Source organism: Bacillus sp. FSL R5-0659 (genome assembly GCF_038008785.1).
GTDB classification, from domain to species: Bacteria; Bacillota; Bacilli; order Bacillales; family Bacillaceae; genus Bacillus; species Bacillus safensis.
Genome location: NZ_JBBOZU010000001.1, coordinates 492824 through 512772, shown reverse-complemented (window position 1 = coordinate 512772; position 19949 = coordinate 492824). Strand labels below are relative to the sequence as shown.

Genomic DNA, 19949 nt, shown 5'->3' with positions numbered 1-19949 from the left:
CACACGATTAGCTGTTGAATTTTTCGGCATATTTCAAATCGGATTCATTAGGTTCTGCCTTTTTCTCTACAATATTTCCACTTTCATCATACTTTATATAAGTCATCTCTCGACCAGCAACACATTCAGATTCATACTTTTTATTTCCATTTTCAAAAAACTCAACTTGATAGCCGTCGGCTGCATTTTTACTCATATGACCTATTTTCTTAACATTTCCATTTGAATAGAATTCAACATACTTTCCTTGTTTAACTCCTTGTTCAACATAGAAATAACTCTCAATATTCCCATTTTCATATATATCATATGCTAATCCCGTAAACAGCTCTTCTTTACCATCCTCGGTAATTTCCACTATTGCTAGTTCGTAAGGGCCTCCATATTCTAAACATTCTTCAAACTCAGTGCCATTCTCTAAAATAAAATCTTTTTGCAATATATCATTTAACATTTTTAGGAACCTCCGTGATAATTTTAGATCCATCTGTAAGATAAGCACAATGAGGACACCTTGGAAACATCATTCCAGCCGGTTTCACTCTACTCTGACCTGTCCTAACAACATTCAAAATAAAATTATCCAAACTAGCACCTGGATTAGCCTTTAAGGCCTTATTCAAGGCGATCACTTCTGCATGTGACCCCGCACCTTTTGTATATGTGTATGAATCTATAACCTCTTTTGGCATTCTATCATATTTGGCATTTATTAAGGGATGGAAATCTGGTAACTTTCCATCATAATCATTTATTGCATACGAATATTTTCCAGTCTGCTTATCATAAACTCCAGCAAAGGCAGGACCCATTTTCTTCTTGCTAATGCCAGTTTCTTTTAATTTATTTAGTTCTTTCACCGTTTCTCCGCGTAAATTAATTCTTTCATTTAATTCTTTTGAATCGATCTTTCCATATTTATTTCTCAAATAATCAATTCGACTTTTCGTGTTCTCTTTAACCCCCATCTTCCCATGAAACCCTTTCGCCCCAAACGGCAAAAGCATTCCTAGCGCCGCATTCATACTTGCTTCCTGCTGTTCTTTCGAGATCTTATTTCCAAACATATCGCGGCCTGTGATTGCTTCGCTGAAGCCGTTGGTGGCGGTGAGGCCATATAAACCTTTTTGAGATGTTTTCAGGGCGTCAAAGGATTTTTGTGATGTCTTGTAAATGTCGACTGCTCTTACTGCGGCTGATGTGGCTTGGGTGGTTTTATAGACAGCCTTTCCGCCTTTGAAAATGCGGCCTGCCCAGCCGACGATTGGGATGTAGCCTGCTGCTGCCATGCCGCCTGCGGCGACTCGCTGGCCTGCGGTGAGTTCCTCGCCCGTGATTGGATCAACGCCTGTTGCGGCACGTTTTGCATCGTTCACGCCGGTCAGTTCATTGACGATATTTCCACCGTAATCGAGCGCTTTTTCATACCAAGGACGGTTGGCGAGGGCTTCTTGTTCTTTTGCAATCTCGCGGGCTTCTTCTTGTTCTTTTTTGATTTTCAGATATTCAGAAGTTTGCTTTTCAATATCGCTTTTTGCCTTGTAGATTTCGCTATTTTGATACGCTTTCTTATCAAAATTCATAGGCGAAATCGCTTTTCCATCATTTGTCGCATTCATCATTTCAGCGTACAATGCCATTGTAGCTTGCTGCTCTGTCTCTGACAAAGCATATTCATCTTTTAAATTTTGATCAAGCTCTCTTAAATCTTTGACTGTCTTTTTTCGTTCATCTTCCGCATCTTCTATTTTTTCATCAAAGGTTTGACTATCAAATACTTCTAGAGAAATGAGATCATCAATGTCTTGAAAAATCGTTTTGAGTGCCTTTTTTTGATCCTTTACAATGCTTTTGGCATTCTTGATGCCCATATGTACTGCGTTGTCTAAAAAGTGTTCTTCTACAAAGGTATCGCCGCCAAAGCTCGTATCATCAAGTGTCCCAGAAACACCGTCATGAAAGGCTTTTTGCTTATCAATGAAGCTGATAAACATGTCTACATTTCCGGAGAGCTCTTTATAAAAGCTTTTAATGTTATCGGCACCTTTCCCAGTGAAGTCGTCACCAAGATTGGCAACACCTTGTAATGCCTTTTTTAAATCTACCATTTGTTCACGGAGTTCCTGATAGTGTTTTGCTCTTGTGTCCATGGCACTGGTTAGTGCTTTTGCATCAAGTATCTTACCCAGAAGAAGTCACTCCCTCCATTATTGATCATAAAGTCTATTTTACCTTTCTCAGCGAATTGGAAAAATAGGCTTTAAGTTACAAAAATAATTTCCATATATTTATAGAGGAAATAAAACAAGTGATAATTGAAATGTTTTTCCTTTCATCACAAAAAAGTCAGTCCTCTTTTGAGAGGACCGACTACATTTTGTTTAGAAAAAGCGTTTTAAACTTTTCTTGAGTGGAGGGATATCCAGCTCGCCTTTTTCGAAGAATTTTTTCAGTAAATACTTACTAAAACCGGCTGCTTGTGTGTACGTAATTTTTCCAGGTAACGGCGGTTCATTGGTGACAGCAACATCAATAATGACAGGTTTATCTGATTGAAGAGCTGTATCAAAGGCTGGAGCTAGTTCTTCATGTGATGACACGGAGATTCCTTTGCCGCCACATGCTTCTGCAAACTTAGCAAAATCAATATCTTCTAGCTCTATACCATAATTGATGTTTCCTTTTACTTGTTGTTCATATTCAATCATTCCAAGATTGTTGTTGTTTAAAATCACAACAACGATTGGCAGTTTATATTTTACCGCTGTCACAAAGTCTTGCATGACCATTGTGAAGCCACCATCGCCACAGACAGCAATCGCTTGGCGATTCGGTTCATTTAACTTAGCAGAGATAGCACCAGGCAAACCACAGCCCATTGTGGCAAGCCAGCTGGAGATGATGAAATCTTGCTGTTTCATTTCAAAATGGCGAGCCATCCATACGGTCACATTCCCAACATCAACAGAAAGAATAGCGTCTTCTTCGACTGCTTCTTCTAATCTAGCAATGACTTGCTGAGGTTTAAGCGGGGATGTGGCAACGGATTTTTCCTTATCCATTTCTTCTCGCCATTTCATCATATGCTCAGTACAAGCTTCAAGGAAACCACGCTGCTCTTTATATTCAATGTAGGAGGTCAGTTCATGCAAACCACTCTTGCTGTCACTCACGATTCCTACGTCTACCGGGTATCTTTTACCGATTTGATCTGGTTTAATATCCAGTTGAATAGCAGCTGTGTCCTCTGGTAAGTAGTCTCTATATGGAAAGGAAGTTCCAAGCATAATTAAGAGATCACACTCTTCCATCGCTTCATATGCTGGCTTCGTTCCGATTTGACCTAGGTTTCCTAAAAAATATGGGTGCCTGTCTGGCACAACACCTTTTGCAGGAAGTGTGATGACAATAGGCGCAGCAGCCTTTTCTGCAAATGAAAGAAGCTCTTCTTTTGCATTTCGTAATCCTTTACCTGCTAAGATGACTGGCTTCTTCGCATTGTTAATTAGCTGTGCTGCCTTTAGCAGTTGATCTTTCTTTGGCCGTACTTCTCCCTCAACATAAAGAGGAGATGTATAAACAGGCTTGCGCTTAATTTTTTGAGAAAATAAGTCATCCGATACGGTGAGAACTGCCACACCTTTGTGAGTATAAGCTGCTTTAATGGCTTGATTCAATAAATCAGGCAGAGCTTCTGCTGTTTGTACCTGCTGATTAAAGACAGCAACATCGTCAAACATCCGCTCTAATTTGATTTCTTGAAAGGCGTCTCTCCCTACTTCCGTTGACGCAACCTGCCCTGCAATTGCTAAAACGGGTGCGCCATCTGCTTTTGCATCGTATAGTCCATTTAATAAGTGGACAGCACCCGGTCCAGCGATGGATAAGCAGACACCGAGCTTACCTGTTAGTTTGGCATCAGCCGCCGCTGAAAGTGCCGCCACTTCTTCATGTCTCGTTTGTATAAATTGTATTTGGCTTGATTCATGCCTAAGCTCTTCAATCAATTCGTTTATGCTGTCGCCGGGCATTCCATAAATATGTTTTACGCCCCACTCTTCCAGTAGCGCTGTTACTTCTTTTCCTGCGGTTCTTTGCGGCATGTGAGAAAACTCCTTTTTTCTTACTCCATACCACCGCACCCTTTTGATCAAACGTTTCAACTTGCTGCTACTTTTTAAAATGATATGGAAGGGTGGCAACCACTATATCCCGCTTCCATAACAGACGGAATCTTAATAAGAAGGCAGATTGGTTATGCAAGATCGTGTGCCATCTTTTTTTCGGGATAAATTGAGGTACGAGCACCATCACTTTATATTGATGCGCATTTGCTTTTGCCTCAACCGTTTCAAGGAATTTATCGAGCGGATGAATAAGGCTTCGATAAGACGAATGCAGCATCACAAGCCGCACACCGCTGTTCAGTTTTTCCCAATCCGCTTCAATTTTCTTATCTTTTTCTTTATCAAAGGATACATGAACTGCTATGACTTGCTCTGATAAGGATTTTGCATATTGAACAGATTGCTCAACAACACGCGTTACACCGGCAATTGGCACAATGACCACATTTCCTTTAATCTCAACAGGCTCTGTTTCATTCATTAAACGCAGTTGTTCTCCGACAGACAGGTAATGCTTTTTAATGGAATGAAAAATTAATAAGACAATTGGCATGAAAACAAATACTGGCCATACAAGATGGAACTTGGTCAAAATAAGAATCATGAGAACCGTGAAGGAAATCAGTGCTCCGACTATATTGATAGGCATTTTCGTTTTCCAGCCCTGCGGTTTTTCACGAATCCATTTCACACACATACCGGTCTGTGACAAGGTAAATGGAATAAATACACCGACAGCATATAGCGGGATAAGGTGTTCCGTTTTCCCATCAAACAACCAAATGAGCAGCATGGAAGCTACACCTAAGAAGATAATGCCATTAGAGTAACCGAGACGATCCCCTCTTACTGTAAACATACGCGGCATATATTTATCCTTTGCTAAGTTGACCGCCAATAAAGGAAAGGCGGAAAAGCCGGTGTTTGCCGCTAATATCAAAATTAAAGCTGTGACAGCCTGAATGACATAATAGAAAAATGTACGTCCAAATGTATCTGATGCAATTTGTGATACAACTGTTTCTTCTGGCTTTGGTGAGATGCCAAAACCAAACGCAAGCAATGTCACGCCAACAAATAATACAGCTAGTAATCCACCCATCATCAATAATGTTCTCGCTGCATTTTGTGCAGCTGGTTTTTTAAAGGATGGAATGGTATTTGAAATAGCTTCTACCCCAGTCAGTGCAGAACAGCCAGACGAAAATGCTTTTAATAAAAGAAATAATGTAATGCCAGGTACGTGTGTACCTATTGCAGTATGCTCAGGGGCTGGTGGAACGCCTCCTGTTAATAATTTAAAGCCGCCGACTCCAATTAATATAAGGAGTGATATGACAAACAAGTATACGGGATAAGCCAAAATAGATGCTGATTCTGTCAACCCACGAAGGTTGAGCACCATAATCAAGATGACCAATACAATTGAAATCAGCACATGATATGGATATAGTGCCGGAAAAGCTGATGTGATGGCATCGGTACCCGCTGATATGCTCACTGCTACAGTCAAAATATAATCTACAAGCAATGATCCGCCAGCGATCAGTCCTGGCTTTTCGCCTAAGTTTCGGCTAGAGACGACATAGGCCCCCCCGCCTTCTGGATAAGCATAAATAATCTGGCGGTAAGATAGAATTAACGCCATTAAAAGAATTAATACACAACCTGCAATCGGGAGTGAGTACCAAAATGCTGCTGCACTAACGACTGAAAGAACAATCAAGATTTGTTCTGTACCGTATGCAACAGATGACAATGCGTCTGATGACAATAATGCCAACGCTTTGATTTTTGATAGTTTTTGTTCTCCTGCTGCCTGTGATTTTAATGGTTTCCCAATTAAAATACGCTTCATCAAACTGTACATGTGATGCCCGCTCCTTTAGTGTCAAACGATTTAAGTTACAAAAGATGGATCGCCAAAAAGACACAGAGGCAATAGAATGCCCCTGCGTCTATTGTTTAGATCACAGGTTGGTCTTTGCTCTCTTTAACGCTTACGAGGTTAGCTGACGGATTCGGGCGCATGAGACTTTGCCCTACCTAAAAAGGATTCACCCCACGTGGTGTCCTGCACCACTAATGGTTCCCCCGCTCATCGAAATGATTCAGCGATTGGTCTTTTATAAAAGAGATCATACTCCCGTTTGACACCAAAGTAAAGACATTTTTTCAAGGTCTTTTGATCGTTTATCAATCAGTCTTTTTGCGGTTTTTTCGTACAAAATAAATAATCATTCCGACCACAAAAATAATCAGCACAGCGATACATGCAAAATAAATCCAAGAATCACCGACGCCTTTCTTTTCACCTTTTTTGAGATCATTTGTTGTGCTGCTGACCGTTTGATGATTAGAGAACATGTCTTTGTTTTTGCTCTCGATGGCAACTGTTGCCGTTTCCGTATTTGTTTGCAGGAAATGAAGCACTTCATGTGAAAGATCAGCGTCTGCTGCATTCATTCCTGAAAAGACGGTCATTGTTTGCTCTTTATTCCATACAGATGGCTGCGTCCATACAATACGTGCAGTCGTTTCGTTGATCATGCCAAAGGAGGATACATCATACTGATCCTTTGTCACAGGAACGATGAGATCGTCTGCCTTTTCTTTTAAAAGAGAGAACGTTTGAATGCCACCGATGAAAATAAGAGAGTGATTTTTCAATTGATCCTTTGTCACATTTGATGCTTTGATCAATTGATATTGAGCAGCTTCCGGCTGACTAAATGATTCTGTCAGCATCGCCATTTGATTGATCGTTTCTTGCTTGATTTGATTTGGCATGATGATCAATGTTTTTCCTTGCTGTGTTTTTGATGTGAAAGGAAGCGGCCATGCAGCTAAATCCGGTGTATCACTAGCTGTCCCTTCTGGTATTTGAAGAGAGCTATTCTTATCAATGTAAATCCAGCTTTCTTCATCCGTATGTCTGCAGGACTCCATGTTTTTAAAGCCTGTAGTGACAAATTGCAAATCAATATATTCATTCTTTTGGAGCACTTGTGAATCTACTGGAATTGACACATGATAGAATCCATTCTCATCTTTGTTTCCTAGTTTTGTTAACGGTACATCGTGTGGTTCATTATTAATCATGACTGTTAAGCGTTCCGCTTTGTTCGCTGTATCAGTTTTTTTAAATGATAGATTTAACTTTGCACCAGATTTTTGATTAGCGATCAATGCTTTCGGATAATAGTAATGATCCGATGCCGTCTTTTTGGTTCCAACCGTTACATCATCACCACCAAAATCTTTTAAACGAATTTGATGAGATGGTTTTGATGCTTTAGCAGTAACCTTTTGAAGCAGCAAATCTGTCCCAGTGAGCTGATCGGTCAGTTCTGGTTGAGTCAGGACATTGATTTTTTCAGCAATTGTCTTTGGCTGTTCAGCAGTGACAAATAAAATGGGCTGTTCTTTTTTCTTCCCAGTCAGTGTTCTCACTGCTAACGTAAGCTGGTTGCTTGCTGTTTTCATTTTCGCAGCTTGCTCGATCGATTTCACTCGTCCCTCCCAATTTCCTTTCGCTCCAACAGCAATCGTTGGATGCGCGATTTGCTTGAGGTCCTTTTCTTGGACGATTTTGAGGTCTGCTTGGCGGTCTTTGTTTTTCAACGTACGGTATACTTGCACAGCCGCTTCTAATTCAGCTGCTTCCGGTGAATTTGGAATCACAATATCTGTTTGTTCTTTCTGATCACCTGTTTGAATGAAAGGTGAAGGGAAGCTGTCTAACGTCACGTCTGTCGTTTGAGTTCCTTTGAAATCCAGCTCACTTTCAGGATATACTTTCAGCCAATTGGCAGGTGTCTCTTGGTTGATACACACACCTTCTTTTAACACGCCATAAAATGCGAGCTGAATCCGATGAGAACCTTTTTTCAATTGCGATTTGTTCAATTTGATTTGAATCGATTTCTTTTGGTTTTTCCCTGATACGGGAATGGTCTTTTCAATCTCTCCATCAATCATGACTGTGAACGATGATGGCGAAATGAGTAATGGTGATGCCTCTATATTCAATGTAAGGGTGCTAGACTCTACTTTTTCTTTCTCTATTTGATAGGAAAATTCAGTGCGGTCTTCTTGTCCATACAAGGTCACTACATCTTCTGATAATGCTTGCGTTTCTGTTTGACTTCCTTTTGATGAGCGAATCCAGTCATCTTTCACTTGTACTTGATTTGATTGCGCCAGTGCTTGCCCCGCCATGAAAAAAGGCTGAATGGCAAGGGATATCACCAATATAAAAATCATCCATTTTACTGATTTCAATTTGTCACCCGCTTTTCTTTTGTTGTTGATCGTAACGCTCGGTTTTGTACCATTTTACTTCTTGTTTGAATAAACGGCTCTTTGTCTCTACAAATAAAGAGTACACGACTAGCGCAATCCATACTTGAGAATAAGTGAAGTACATGAGCGCCACAATGAGTATATTTTGTTTGGTGAGCTCTGTTTTCTCAATACTTAATGTAATCATCACTTCTGTTAGAAAGAGGAAGAAGGCCAATCCCCACAGGATCAGGGCAACAGCTCCTACAGATAAGTGAAGGTCAACAAATAGGTTCACGATAAAGATCCCATTTGAGAGCAGGACACCGAAGAAAAATAAGAAATACGTAAAGAAGAAATAAAACAAATCGAAAATCATTCGTTTTCGTTTCAGCTTCATAAACTGCTTTAAAAATTTGAGTACAACATATTGATTGCCTCGTGCCCAGCGTGTTCTTTGCCGCCACCAGACTTTCCACGTCTCAGGCTCTTGTTCCCAAGTGATCGCTGCCGGGAAAAATCGAATGACATAGCCATGGTTATAGACACGAATCGTTAATTCGGTGTCCTCAGCCAGCGCATGAACATCCCAGCCGCCAAGTTCTTCTAAAATGTGCCGGCGGATGGCGAAGTTGGTGCCTGGTATTGTCGCAATGCCAAACCACTTCCATCTTCCGCCCTGCGCCATCCATTGGAAGCAGATGGTCTCAATATTAATAAATTTGGTCAGGAGATTTTTGGCTGCATTGATGACCCTGAATTTCCCGACAACAGCGCCTGCCTTTGGGTCGTTCAATAAACCAAGAACCAAGTGATAGACAGCCTTTTGTTCAGGCATGTTATCTGCATCGTATACGCAGATGACTTCTCCTGTTGAAGCCTTTAAGCCTTCATTCAATGCAGTGGATTTTCCCTTTCCGGCAAATGGCGGCTTTGTTTCAATCATATGGACATGATCATATTGCTCACTGAATGACCTCACGATGTCCCCTGTGCCATCAGAGGAATTGTCATTAATCACAATGATTTCAAGGAGATGTTTAGGGTAGGATAGCTGGACCATTGCTTTTAGCGTTTGTCGGATGACAACTTCTTCATTATGAGCAGGAATTAGAATGCTGACGGTCGGCAGCTCTTTCCCCTGTTTCGTCCATTCAGGCAGCACTTTTTCGTATGTCAGGTAGTGCTGAAAGCCGCCCTGCATGAGAAACATGTGGTATAGGAGCATGATCCAAATCAATATTAATGAAAGATAAAATAAGACATCAGCCACCTAATTTTCTCTCCTTAAAAATTCGTTTTTTCATTGTCAGTCTTAAATACAATGTGTAAAAAGCAAATGCCGCAATAAACAGCATCACCACGACTGTGAGAATTCGCAGCATATTTTCCATGCCGCTTCGTTTGACTGTTTTGGTTTCTGCTCTATTGGATTGTTCTACTTGAATATGTCCATTCCCTGATGTTTTGATCTGCACATGTGATGTTTGGACCGTCTGTTTTGTTTTCTTTAAATCCAGCCATTCACTAGAAGGAATTGCATCCATCTGCGTCATCAGATTTTGCAGTCCATCTATTCCTGATTCCACATCATAGGACAGCCCGATTGCGGCTGATTGAAGATGCTGGATGGATTGAATCTTTTGCTCTGTTAAAATATTTGAACCTTCTTGGTCAGATGCTGGCTCTACTGATTGCTGAGGATATAAGGTCATGCCGTGAAGCATAGCGGGCTTCGTCACCAGCGGCGGAGCACCGGCTGTTTTCCACGTATGATCCGACAACTGTACCTGTCCAAACAGACTGGACATATGCCTAGATATCACTTCGTAGCCTTGTTGGGATATGGCATCACGCGGTACTTCGAATGCCAGTGGATATAGACCTTGCTGCGCAAGAAGGTCAATGCCCTTTGTGATTTTTTCTTCTGTATAGATGATTTCTTGCTGCTGATTCGATCTCGTATAAGCATGGAAGTCTTTTTCATTCGAAAAATGGCTTTCACTTTGCTTCTTCTCGGCTTTTTTTGGGTCATTTGATGTAATGGACTGATCATTCTTTGCATCCCAGAACTCAAAGTCCTGACCAGAATCCTCCGTTCGGTACGTACGGCTAAATCCATGAAGAATGATGCTGGCTCCATTGCTTTGCAATTGTTTTAACACTTTTACGAGCTGCGGGCGGTCACTCAGTGTCACTTCATCACCTGTTGTTCGATCCACCCATACAGGGGTTACCGCTATCAGAAACGGAATATGCCGAGTGGATACGTATTGTCCAAGCTCAAGCAGCTTCTTCTCGTCAGAGACAGGACTGATGTTCCCAAACCTTAAGTACTTTGTGGTCAGCTGATGAGAAGAAGACAGGCGTTTTTCCAGCACTTCTGCAAGCAGCTCGTTCTGCTGCACGACATTTAAAATTCCAATATAGTCGGCACCTTCCTTTGTTTGGATCACAAATGGAAGATCAGCTTCATGCTTCTTCAATAAAAATTCACTTTGCAAGTCGGCCCCTTGAACCGTTAACGCACTGATACTTTTCTCTAGCTGACGGTAAGATTGATCATCTGTATATTTGATTTGACTCGTGTGATCTTGTTTGTGAAAAGTAAGATTGGAGAATGGGCGAAGCTGTTCCGCATTGTATCCAATGGCTATTACCTTCTGTGCTTCATTCATCATACGAACGGTCTGCTTCGGTAAGGTTCTCTTTATTTCCCCTAGGTAGATGACTTGCTGAAATTCACTGATCTTCTTTTCAGCCAAATGTTCATCAGATACAATCGTCAGCTGTTTGGAAAAATGTCCGGCGAGTAGATCCAGCATATGCACTGCTGGTGTCGCTTCCCCCGATTCTGTCGAATAAACGATCAGGGTATCTGGCTTGGCAAGTGCGTCGGCTGAAGCCATGTATTTAAAAGAAAGAATCAAAAAAAGAGCAAGCAGCAAACAGCATTTCATCAAAGAATTAAAGTTCATTCATCATCATCTCTTTTTCTAGTTCTTCTAAAAATTGCTCTGGCGTACGATAATCCGAACTGCTTGTTAAATGACAGACATGAAAAGTCAGGGTGACTTCACGACCGTTTAACAGCACATGCTTTTGCAATTTATCTTTTAGCTTCTCAAGGACGACAGAGACATTCTCTTCTGGTGTGTGAGTAAGCAGCAAGCCTATTCGTTCTTCGGATAATCGAAATTTCTTATCAGTTTCTCTGACACTTTCGCGAATCTTGATACTTAATTGCTGAAATAGGTGCTGCATTTCTTTTTCTCCATATAACGATTTGAATTCCGCTGCATAATGGATATGAAGAAGGATAAAAACGAATGGCTGTTTGTAACGTTCTGCCCGCTTCATTTCCTCGGATAATTCCAGCTTCATCCGATCTGCATTGTCAAATCCAGTTGTCGAGTCAATCGCCACAAATTGTTTCATCGCCTGCTTTTGTTGTTCAATGGTGTGACGCATCGTCTTGATCCGCTCATGCAAGCTTCCTGCTGAAATCGCGAAAAAGAGAAGGGCTACGCCCCAAACCACCACATCCTGCAATGTTCGATTGGAAAAGAAAGGATTTGTGTGGCCAAGCTCTGTAAAGAACATAGCACTTCCTATAAAGAACAACATCAGCAAGGTAAAAATTAATGCTGGTAAGATGCCAAATAAAATCCCGCATCCTAACACGACAAAAGTCAGTGTGATCATCAAAAAGCTCTCTGCATCATGCAAGCCAAGGTAGCTCATAAACAAAATAAGACCTGCAAACGTGAGGAGCAGAGAATAATATAAACGATACGTATTACTGAATAACCGATTCATTAAAAAGCTCCCTTTCTGCAATGAGAGGCAATAAGTTGTCAAATGAGTGTGTGTCTTTTTCGTTCATGTATCCTCCATAATAATCCTTGAGAGGATCTTGAATTTGTAATTCTTTCATGCGGTCATAAACCTCTTTTGCGAATTCCGGTTCGTTTCGTTTAAGAGCATACAAGATGACCAGTGCATATACAGAAGGCGATTCATACGTCACCGATGGCTGCAATGTGCTCAGTTTATATCTACCGTACAGCTTTCCTTCTTTTTTAAAAGTCGTTTTCAGCCATTTCATGATCGCAGACGTACTCACCTTTGCACGATCGGCATGTAGAGCCGTATAGAGTTGATCAATCATATTGATTTCTCGATCAAATGAATAGGCTTTTTTCTTTATATCATAGGATTTAGGAAAGAATCCTTTTTTTCTCGGTGCTTGTTTTAGAATGGTCAATTGGTTACTCGTCATTTGTTTCGTGAATATTTTGAGGGATTCCAATTCTTTGATTGCTTTTGGGTCTAAATATGAGAGTGTGATTGTGTGTGAAGTTCGGTTTGTTGACGCATCATAATAATCGGACAAGATGCCTCTATACATATTCTTGTCTTTTAACGCTTGTGCGATTTCTTTTGCTGTGGTTTGATACGCTGCATTCTTCCATAAACGATCTGCCTTTTGAAGTGCCGCCACTACCCGTAAGTCATCAACTAGAGCATTGGCTTTACTTTTTTGATCAGATTCGATTTGCCAGCTGAGAAGGTGATCATCTAGTAAAAATTCATCTTGCAGGACACCAAATTGTTGGTCAAAAGAATTTTGATCTTTTTTTCGAACAAGATAATCCATCCAAAGTCCAAGCGACTCAGATAAGTAGATGTGCTGCTCTGCTAATGAAGTGCGAATCATGCCTTGATCTGTCATGAGGTGATGAGTGATAAAATATTCTCCAGGCAATACAGGCTGTGGAGATACTGGATCAGCTGATTCCTTCTGCTGTTCCCAGGTACATCCGCCTAATAAAAAAACAATGAGTAAAACAATAGCCGTGCGATGTATGGCTGTAACCATTCGTGTCCCCTTTCAACTCCCGTTCTCTTAGCATCCAACGATTTATTATAGAGTGTTTTTGTTAAAATTTAAATAAATATTTTATACCAAATTACGAGTCTTTTTGCATACATATTCCCATTTTCAGAAAAACCATATGCCGATATACTTGATTGCACAGAAAAACCCATGCATTTCAGCATGGGTTTATATACTACTATTGATCTAATTTTAATTTCTTTAATTGCTCAGCCAGTGCGTTATTGATTGGTTCTTCCACTTTCTTTTGTTTCTTCATATATTTTGACACATCGTGCTTACTGGCTTTCTTTTGATTGGATTGTGATTTGCGTTTTTCGAAAACAGACAGTTTTTCTCTATGGCCGCACACACAAGCAAAGATTTTGCCATCACCTTCTCCGCGCAGCTCGAGCTTTTTATGACAGTTCGGGCAGCGTGCGTTTGTTTTCTTCGCTACATTTTTACGGTGGCCGCATTCTCGGTCTTGGCACACGAGCATTGTGCCATGTTTTCCGTTCACTTTCAGCATAAGTTTTCCGCAGTCAGGACAATGGGTGCCAGTGACATTGTCATGCTTAAAGGTTTGATTCGTTTGTTTGATTTCAGATACGGCTTGTTTTGCATAGGACTTCATTTCACTCATGAATTGAGAAGCCTTCAGCTGTCCTTTTGCGATTTTAGAAAGCTTTTGTTCCCATTCCGCTGTTAACGCAGGTGACTTTAAGTCTTCAGGCACTAAGGAAAGCAGCTGTTTCCCTTTCGATGTGATGAAAATGTCTTTGCCCTTTTTCTCGATTAAGAAGCTGTTGAACAGTTTTTCAATGATATCGGCTCTTGTGGCCACTGTTCCTAGTCCGCCTGTTTCACCGAGGGTTTTCACTAAGTCCTTTTCCTGATTTTGCATAAATGCCGCTGGGTTCTCCATAGCAGATAGCAGAGTTGCTTCATTAAAACGGGCAGGAGGTTTCGTTTCTCCATTTGTTTCTTTCAGCTGGCGTACTTCAAGTGACTGCCCTTCTGAGAGCAGCGGCAGATGCTGATCTGCTTCGGCTGATTCCTCGTCTTCATAGGAATCATCATACACGGCTTTCCAGCCGGCTGATTGTACGGTTTTTCCTTTTGCCGTGAACGTTTCACTGCCTATCTTGGCAATCACCGTTGTTTCCTCGTATTCAAAAGGATTCATCAGTACAGCAAGGAATCGTTTGGCAATAAGATCATATAATTTACGCTCTTTATCACTTAGTGCACCAGGATACAGCTCTTCCTCGGTTGGAATGATCGCATGGTGATCTGACACTTTTGCATCGTTGACGAAGCCTTTGTGCGCTTTCACGCCTGATTGTAAAATGCGGTTCACATGCTGTGCGTACGGTCTGACGTTCATTCCTTTTAAACGATCTTTTAATGTAGGAACGATATCCGCTGAAATAAATCTTGAATCTGTACGCGGATATGTCACAAGCTTATGCTGCTCATACAATCGCTGAAGCGTAGACAAGGTTTCTTTTGCTGAGAAGCCGTAGCGTTTATGTGCATCACGCTGCAATTCAGTCAGGTCATACAGCCCTGGAGCAAAAGCTTTTTTCGCTGTTTTTTTCAATGCATCGATCACTGCTGGTTTTCCTTTGCAGCCTGCCAAACGCTCTTTTATGACATTCTCTTGGAATGTGCGGTTTTGCTTTGTTTTGGCATCCTGCCATGTCAACGTAAGCCCATCTACTTGTGCAGTCATTCCATAGAACGGCTTCGGCTGAAATTGCTGAATGTCTTCTTCTCGTTTATTGATCATGGCAATCGTTGGTGTTTGTACCCGTCCGCAGGAAAGCTGTGCATTGAACTTGGTCGTCAGCGCTCTTGTTGCGTTGATCCCTACAATCCAGTCTGCCTCTGCACGTGCAACAGCCGAGCGATACAGATTATCATATTCTCTGCCATCTTTTAATCGTTTGAAGCCTTCTTGGATGGCTTTGTCCGTAACAGATGAGATCCATAGTCGTTTCAGTGGCTTTTTCACATGCGCTTTTTCAAGAATCCATCTTGCGACTAGCTCCCCTTCACGTCCAGCATCTGTTGCGATGACAATGTCTTTTACATCTTTTCTTGCAAGCTGCGCTTTCACTGCTTGAAATTGTTTGCCTGTCTTTTTCATGACGACAAGCTTGAGCGGCTCTGGAATGATCGGCAAATCCTCTAAACGCCAGGATTGAAATTCTTTTCCGTAGCCTTCTGGATCAGCCAGTGTGACCAAATGGCCAAGCGCCCACGTCACAATGTATTGATCTCCTTCTAAAAAACCATTTCCTTTTTTATGACACTTCAGTACACGTGCTAAGTCACGTCCTACTGAAGGTTTCTCTGCTAATACAACTGTTTTTGACACTAGATTTCACATCTCTTTCTTCTATCCATCCTTTTATTATAGCAGACGTGGAGATGCGGTTCTAATGACGGATTATTTCTTCAAGCGCTTGATGATTTCGTTGGTGATTTCTTGTGTTTGATAGGCTCCGCCGATGTCTGCTGTTAAAAAGCCGTCTGCTGTGACTGACTCGATGATTTCGAGGAGGTGTGTGCCCAGTTCTTCTTCTCCGAAATGATCAAGCATGAGTTTAGCCGTCCAAATTTGACCGATTGGGTTGGCAATCCCTTTTCCTGCAATGTCTGGGGCTGATCCGTGTACAGGCTCAAACATAGACGGATATTTGCCATTCACATTGATGTTGGCGGCAGGCGCCACGCCAATACTTCCCATAATGGCAGCTCCAAGATCAGTTAAAATATCACCAAATAAATTACTGGCGACAATCACATCGAATTTCTCAGGTCTTGTCACAAAGAAGGCTGAGAGTGCATCAATGTGCTGCGAGTCTGCTGTCACCTCTGGATAATTCTTTGCTACGTCTTGAAACACTTCATCCCAAAATGGCATTGTATGAACGATTCCATTCGATTTGGTTGCACTTGTCACATGCTTTCTTCTCTTTTTTGCTAATTGAAAGGCAAAACGCATGGCTCGCTCTGTCCCTTTTCTGGAGAAAACAGCATTTTGAATGGCAAGCTGATCTTCTCCTTGATAGATACGGCCCCCAATTTCACTATATTCACCTTCACCGTTTTCTCTTACAACAAGAAGATCGAAATCCTTTGGCTGAGCAAGCGGTGAGCGAATTCCGCTCAGCTGTTTTGCAGGTCTAACGTTGATCACCTGCTCAAATTCACGTCTAATTTTAATGAGCAATCCCCAAAGTGATACATGATCCGGCACTAAATTGGCATCTCCGACGGCCCCTAAGAAAATGCTGTCAAAGGCTTTTAGTTGTTCCAATCCATCCTTTGGCATCATTTCGCCATGCTCTAAATAATATTCACAGCTCCACGGAAAATCCTGAAAGGTGAAAGACAGACCGCCATGCACCTCTGATATCGCTTTCAAAACTCGGATGGCTTCAGGCACAACTTCCTTTCCAACTCCGTCTCCTGGTATCGCTGCAATTGAAACATGCTTCATTGATTTTTCCCCCTTTGTCATCGGTCGACCGTCGACCGTTTAATTTGAGTTTACTAAAGAGTGCCTGTTCTTACAATGGACAAAAGACGCTTTTTGATCAAAGCGCCTTTTTATCCTGCACCAGTATCGGGGACTTCTGTTTCTTTCTTCCCGCACGTTTTTTATCTGAAAGCAGCAAACCTCCTAAGGTCAGTACCGTTCCTAGTGCCGACATGAAGGTCAGACTTTCGTGAAGAACGATCATTGAAATGATCATCGTGATAATGGGCACTCCATAAATATACACACTTGATTTCACCACACCGATCGTCTTCACGGAAAAGCTCCATGTCAGAAAACAAATAGCAGATGCAAAGACGCCTAAAAACAGCAAGTGGAAGGCAAACGATGGATTCGTGAACCGCTCCCAGTCTAAACGAATCTTAAAATGCCAGATTAGCGGAATCATCCATAGCAGCCCGTAAAAGAAGACACGTCTTGTCACCTGAATAATATGGTAGCCATATTGATTGATCATTTTCGATAAAATGGAATAAAATGCCCAGACGATGGTAGCCATAAATGCTAAAGCATCACCGAGCGGATTCAATCGGAACGTCGTCATCCCATTAAAGCTAATCAGTACAATTCCCATCATCGCGATGAAAAAGCCTATGAAAAAGCGGCTGTGCAGCAGCTCATCTTTTAATAAAAAATAAGACAATAGAAAAGAGAAAAATGGGACAACGGAGCTGATGACACCTGCATTCGAAGCGAACGTATAAGTAAGTGCAACATTTTCTAAAAAATAGTATAAGACCACACCGCATAACCCTGCGAGCGCAAACATCCCTTCATGCTTTCTACGCTGCACCTTCATGGTGACTGGATAAATGATCATCAGGGTAAGGTACCCAAGGAAAAAACGAAAAAATAAAATCTCTGTTGGAGAAAAAGCCGTTAATAATATTTTGGTTGATATAAAGGTAGATCCCCATAAAAAAATGGTGAACATGGCTGCTATATGACCAAGAAGCTGTTTATTTTTCATTTTGCTGTTACCTGCTTTTCAAAAATTTGCTGATACTGCCCTGGCGTAAGCCCAATAAATTCCGAAAAGAAATGAGTCAAATGACTTTGATCAGAAAATCCAGCGGCAGCAGCTACATCTATTGGCTTCATTCCTTGGGCGAGTAGTTCCTTCGCATAGTTCACCCTGATTGTCTGTAAATAACGATACGGCGTAATTCCTCTGAACTTTGTAAAAGCACGCAGCAATGAATATTTGTTCATGGACACGAGCTCACCTAAGTCATCTAACGATATATTTTCCGTGAGATGTGTTTCAATATATTGCTGTACGTCTTGGACTTTTTGTTCATTGGCATTGGCATTGGCTGCTGATGCTTTTTCCTCTGGTATATCAGAATAGGTTTCGATCAACTGCTTCATCAAAAAGTAAAAGGCTTCCTGTTTATTCAAAGCAGGAGCTTCTTCTGTGATCATTTGATGAAGATCATATAATTGCTTTGCTAGTTCACTTTGTGAAACCACAGGGGCTTTAAAATGCGGCTTGTGCTGAAAGATCTTCTCCAGCAACTCTGGTTCAATATTTAAGCTGCGATAATCTAGCGGCTTGTGATCAAATTGTTCACATCCGTGATTATCGTACGGATTGAAAAGAAGGATATCTCCTTTTCCAATGATGTATTCTTGATTTTGGCAGAACATACGTCTTTGACCGCCTTCAATAAATCCAATCACATAGTATGTATGAAAATGTTTTGGGAACTTTTTGATGATGGCATGAAAGCGATACGCCTCTATTTGCAAGTCCTGGTCAAAATGGACTGTTCGTTCCTCTAATGTTCTCATGTCGATCCCCTCTTTTCACTGAACTCATCATTAGTGTAGCACACCCTTTTTCTCTTGGATTGTACGATATTGACTTTTCGATGCAGGCTTGCCTAGAGGGAAAAACTTGGATAACATGAGACAAAAGATGATGTACAAAAGAGGGAATGATGGGATGAATTCATTCGAGATGGAAAGACCAACACCGTATCACATGCAATTTTATGAACAGCTGAAGCAAATGATTTTTGATGGCCAGTTTCAGCCAGGAGAGCGCATCAATGAAACACAGCTTGCCAAGCAATTTGGCGTAAGCCGTTCACCTGTAAGAGAGGCGATGAGGCTGTTAGAAAAAGACGAGCTTTTAATCGCGGATCATCGATCAGGCTATTCAGTCTATACGTTAACAGAAAAAGATGTCGAGGAGCTCTATCAAATTCGGGTTGCCTTAGAAACACTTGCTGTTGAGCTTGCCTGTAAGGAAGCCACGCAAAGAGAAATGGATGAAATTGAGCAGGTTCTCACGGAGGCGGACGAAGCGATCAAGCAGGAGCTGCCATCTAAAGAGATCGTCCAGTTACATGAATCCTTTCACCAAAAAATCATTTTGGCGAGTCACAATGACCGTTTATCCAAACAATTGAATCACGTGAATGCACTCATTCACTATTGTCGCATCTTCCATTTTAGCGGCGGCACTCGTGCTGAAACCATTCAAAGAGAGCATGCAGCGATCTATTCTGAAATAAAAAAGCGCCGCTCCACAGAAGCGGTTCAAGCAATGACGGAGCATTTATTACATGATGTGATGCACTTAAAGCAAGTACTCTCTGAAACAAACAAACAGTAAAGGACTTTTCCCATTTTTTAAGCAATCCATGAACATATTTTGAATTTTTCGTAGATTTCAGCATGCCCAGACGATCTTTCGTTTATATTAGAAGATGAGAAACTAGCTTTTATACAGGAGGATTTGTATATGCATACAAGTATCAGCCGTCTGCGACAGGCGGGTTTTATTGAGGGTATGTCTCTTTTAACCCTTCTTTTAATTGCCATGCCTCTAAAATATTTTGCGGATATTCCGATGGCAGTCACCATTGTAGGCTCTCTTCATGGCGCATTGTTTGTCATCTATATGCTCATTTTGGCATATGTGACATTTAAAGTTCGCTGGCATTTGAAATGGTCCATCGCCGGTTTTTTTGCGGCATTCATTCCTTTCGGCAATTTCGCCTACGATAAGGTGCTCCGCCAATATGATACAAAAGCTTAATAGAAAAAGCGTTCCTAAAAGGAACGCTTCAGATTG

The 19949-nt window shown here is 41.4% G+C and carries 15 protein-coding genes and 1 riboswitch; of the genes, 2 read left to right on the top strand and 13 right to left on the bottom strand.

The annotated features are described in order from the left end of the window. Nucleotides 1-7: 7 nt before the first annotated feature. From NSQ72_RS02425 to NSQ72_RS02365, 13 genes are all read right to left on the bottom strand, one after another. Nucleotides 8-454, bottom strand: coding sequence for a toxin-antitoxin system YwqK family antitoxin (locus tag NSQ72_RS02425; RefSeq protein WP_041089172.1), 447 nt, complete (start codon nucleotides 452-454; stop codon nucleotides 8-10). After that, entirely contained in the window at nucleotides 444-2150 is a 1707-nt protein-coding gene (locus NSQ72_RS02420) for a T7SS effector LXG polymorphic toxin (protein WP_247544591.1), read from the bottom strand. The genes NSQ72_RS02425 and NSQ72_RS02420 overlap by 11 nt, the downstream gene beginning before the upstream one ends. Before the next feature lie 231 nt (nucleotides 2151-2381). Further along, complete coding sequence (locus NSQ72_RS02415; protein WP_341083208.1) at nucleotides 2382-4103, bottom strand: pyruvate oxidase; 1722 nt, start codon at nucleotides 4101-4103, stop codon at nucleotides 2382-2384. A 67-nt stretch (nucleotides 4104-4170) separates the two neighbouring features. Then, on the bottom strand, nucleotides 4171-5997 hold the full coding sequence (locus NSQ72_RS02410; RefSeq protein WP_048238041.1) for an APC family permease: 1827 nt from the start codon (nucleotides 5995-5997) through the stop codon (nucleotides 4171-4173). A 112-nt stretch (nucleotides 5998-6109) separates the two neighbouring features. Beyond that, nucleotides 6110-6254: riboswitch (cyclic di-AMP (ydaO/yuaA leader) on the bottom strand. Nucleotides 6255-6323: 69 nt separating this feature from the next. Next, nucleotides 6324-8411, bottom strand: a complete 2088-nt coding sequence (locus NSQ72_RS02405) for a cellulose biosynthesis cyclic di-GMP-binding regulatory protein BcsB (protein WP_341083207.1) — start codon at nucleotides 8409-8411, stop codon at nucleotides 6324-6326. A 4-nt stretch (nucleotides 8412-8415) separates the two neighbouring features. Further along, a complete protein-coding gene (locus NSQ72_RS02400) occupies nucleotides 8416-9639 on the bottom strand; it encodes a glycosyltransferase (RefSeq protein WP_395944224.1) in 1224 nt (407 codons plus the stop codon). A gap of 37 nt (nucleotides 9640-9676) precedes the next feature. Further along, the gene (locus tag NSQ72_RS02395) at nucleotides 9677-11389 is read right to left on the bottom strand and encodes a DUF2334 domain-containing protein (protein WP_064498697.1); all 1713 of its coding nucleotides are present in this window, start codon (nucleotides 11387-11389) and stop codon (nucleotides 9677-9679) included. Then, the gene (locus NSQ72_RS02390; RefSeq protein WP_151284018.1) at nucleotides 11379-12230 is read right to left on the bottom strand and encodes a GGDEF domain-containing protein; all 852 of its coding nucleotides are present in this window, start codon (nucleotides 12228-12230) and stop codon (nucleotides 11379-11381) included. The genes NSQ72_RS02395 and NSQ72_RS02390 overlap by 11 nt, the downstream gene beginning before the upstream one ends. Beyond that, nucleotides 12211-13293, bottom strand: coding sequence for a glycosyl hydrolase family 8 (locus tag NSQ72_RS02385; RefSeq protein ID WP_058837358.1), 1083 nt, complete (start codon nucleotides 13291-13293; stop codon nucleotides 12211-12213). The genes NSQ72_RS02390 and NSQ72_RS02385 overlap by 20 nt, the downstream gene beginning before the upstream one ends. A gap of 196 nt (nucleotides 13294-13489) precedes the next feature. Further along, nucleotides 13490-15676 (bottom strand): DNA topoisomerase III, encoded by a 2187-nt coding sequence (locus tag NSQ72_RS02380; protein WP_144490744.1) that lies wholly within the window; start codon nucleotides 15674-15676, stop codon nucleotides 13490-13492. 72 nt (nucleotides 15677-15748) lie between these two features. Next, a complete protein-coding gene (locus tag NSQ72_RS02375) occupies nucleotides 15749-16804 on the bottom strand; it encodes a tartrate dehydrogenase (protein WP_058837357.1) in 1056 nt (351 codons plus the stop codon). A 97-nt stretch (nucleotides 16805-16901) separates the two neighbouring features. Beyond that, nucleotides 16902-17834: a DMT family transporter gene (locus NSQ72_RS02370; protein WP_341083206.1), complete on the bottom strand. Its 933-nt coding sequence runs from the start codon at nucleotides 17832-17834 to the stop codon at nucleotides 16902-16904. Further along, nucleotides 17831-18658, bottom strand: a complete 828-nt coding sequence (locus tag NSQ72_RS02365; protein ID WP_058837355.1) for an AraC family ligand binding domain-containing protein — start codon at nucleotides 18656-18658, stop codon at nucleotides 17831-17833. Before NSQ72_RS02365 ends, NSQ72_RS02370 begins: the two co-directional genes overlap by 4 nt. Nucleotides 18659-18812: 154 nt before the next feature. Here NSQ72_RS02365 and NSQ72_RS02360 point away from each other — a divergent pair, with 154 nt between their 5' ends. Further along, the gene (locus NSQ72_RS02360; protein ID WP_041089325.1) at nucleotides 18813-19487 is read left to right on the top strand and encodes a GntR family transcriptional regulator; all 675 of its coding nucleotides are present in this window, start codon (nucleotides 18813-18815) and stop codon (nucleotides 19485-19487) included. A gap of 129 nt (nucleotides 19488-19616) precedes the next feature. Next, nucleotides 19617-19913: a DUF3817 domain-containing protein gene (locus NSQ72_RS02355; RefSeq protein WP_008347156.1), complete on the top strand. Its 297-nt coding sequence runs from the start codon at nucleotides 19617-19619 to the stop codon at nucleotides 19911-19913. Nucleotides 19914-19949: the final 36 nt, after the last annotated feature.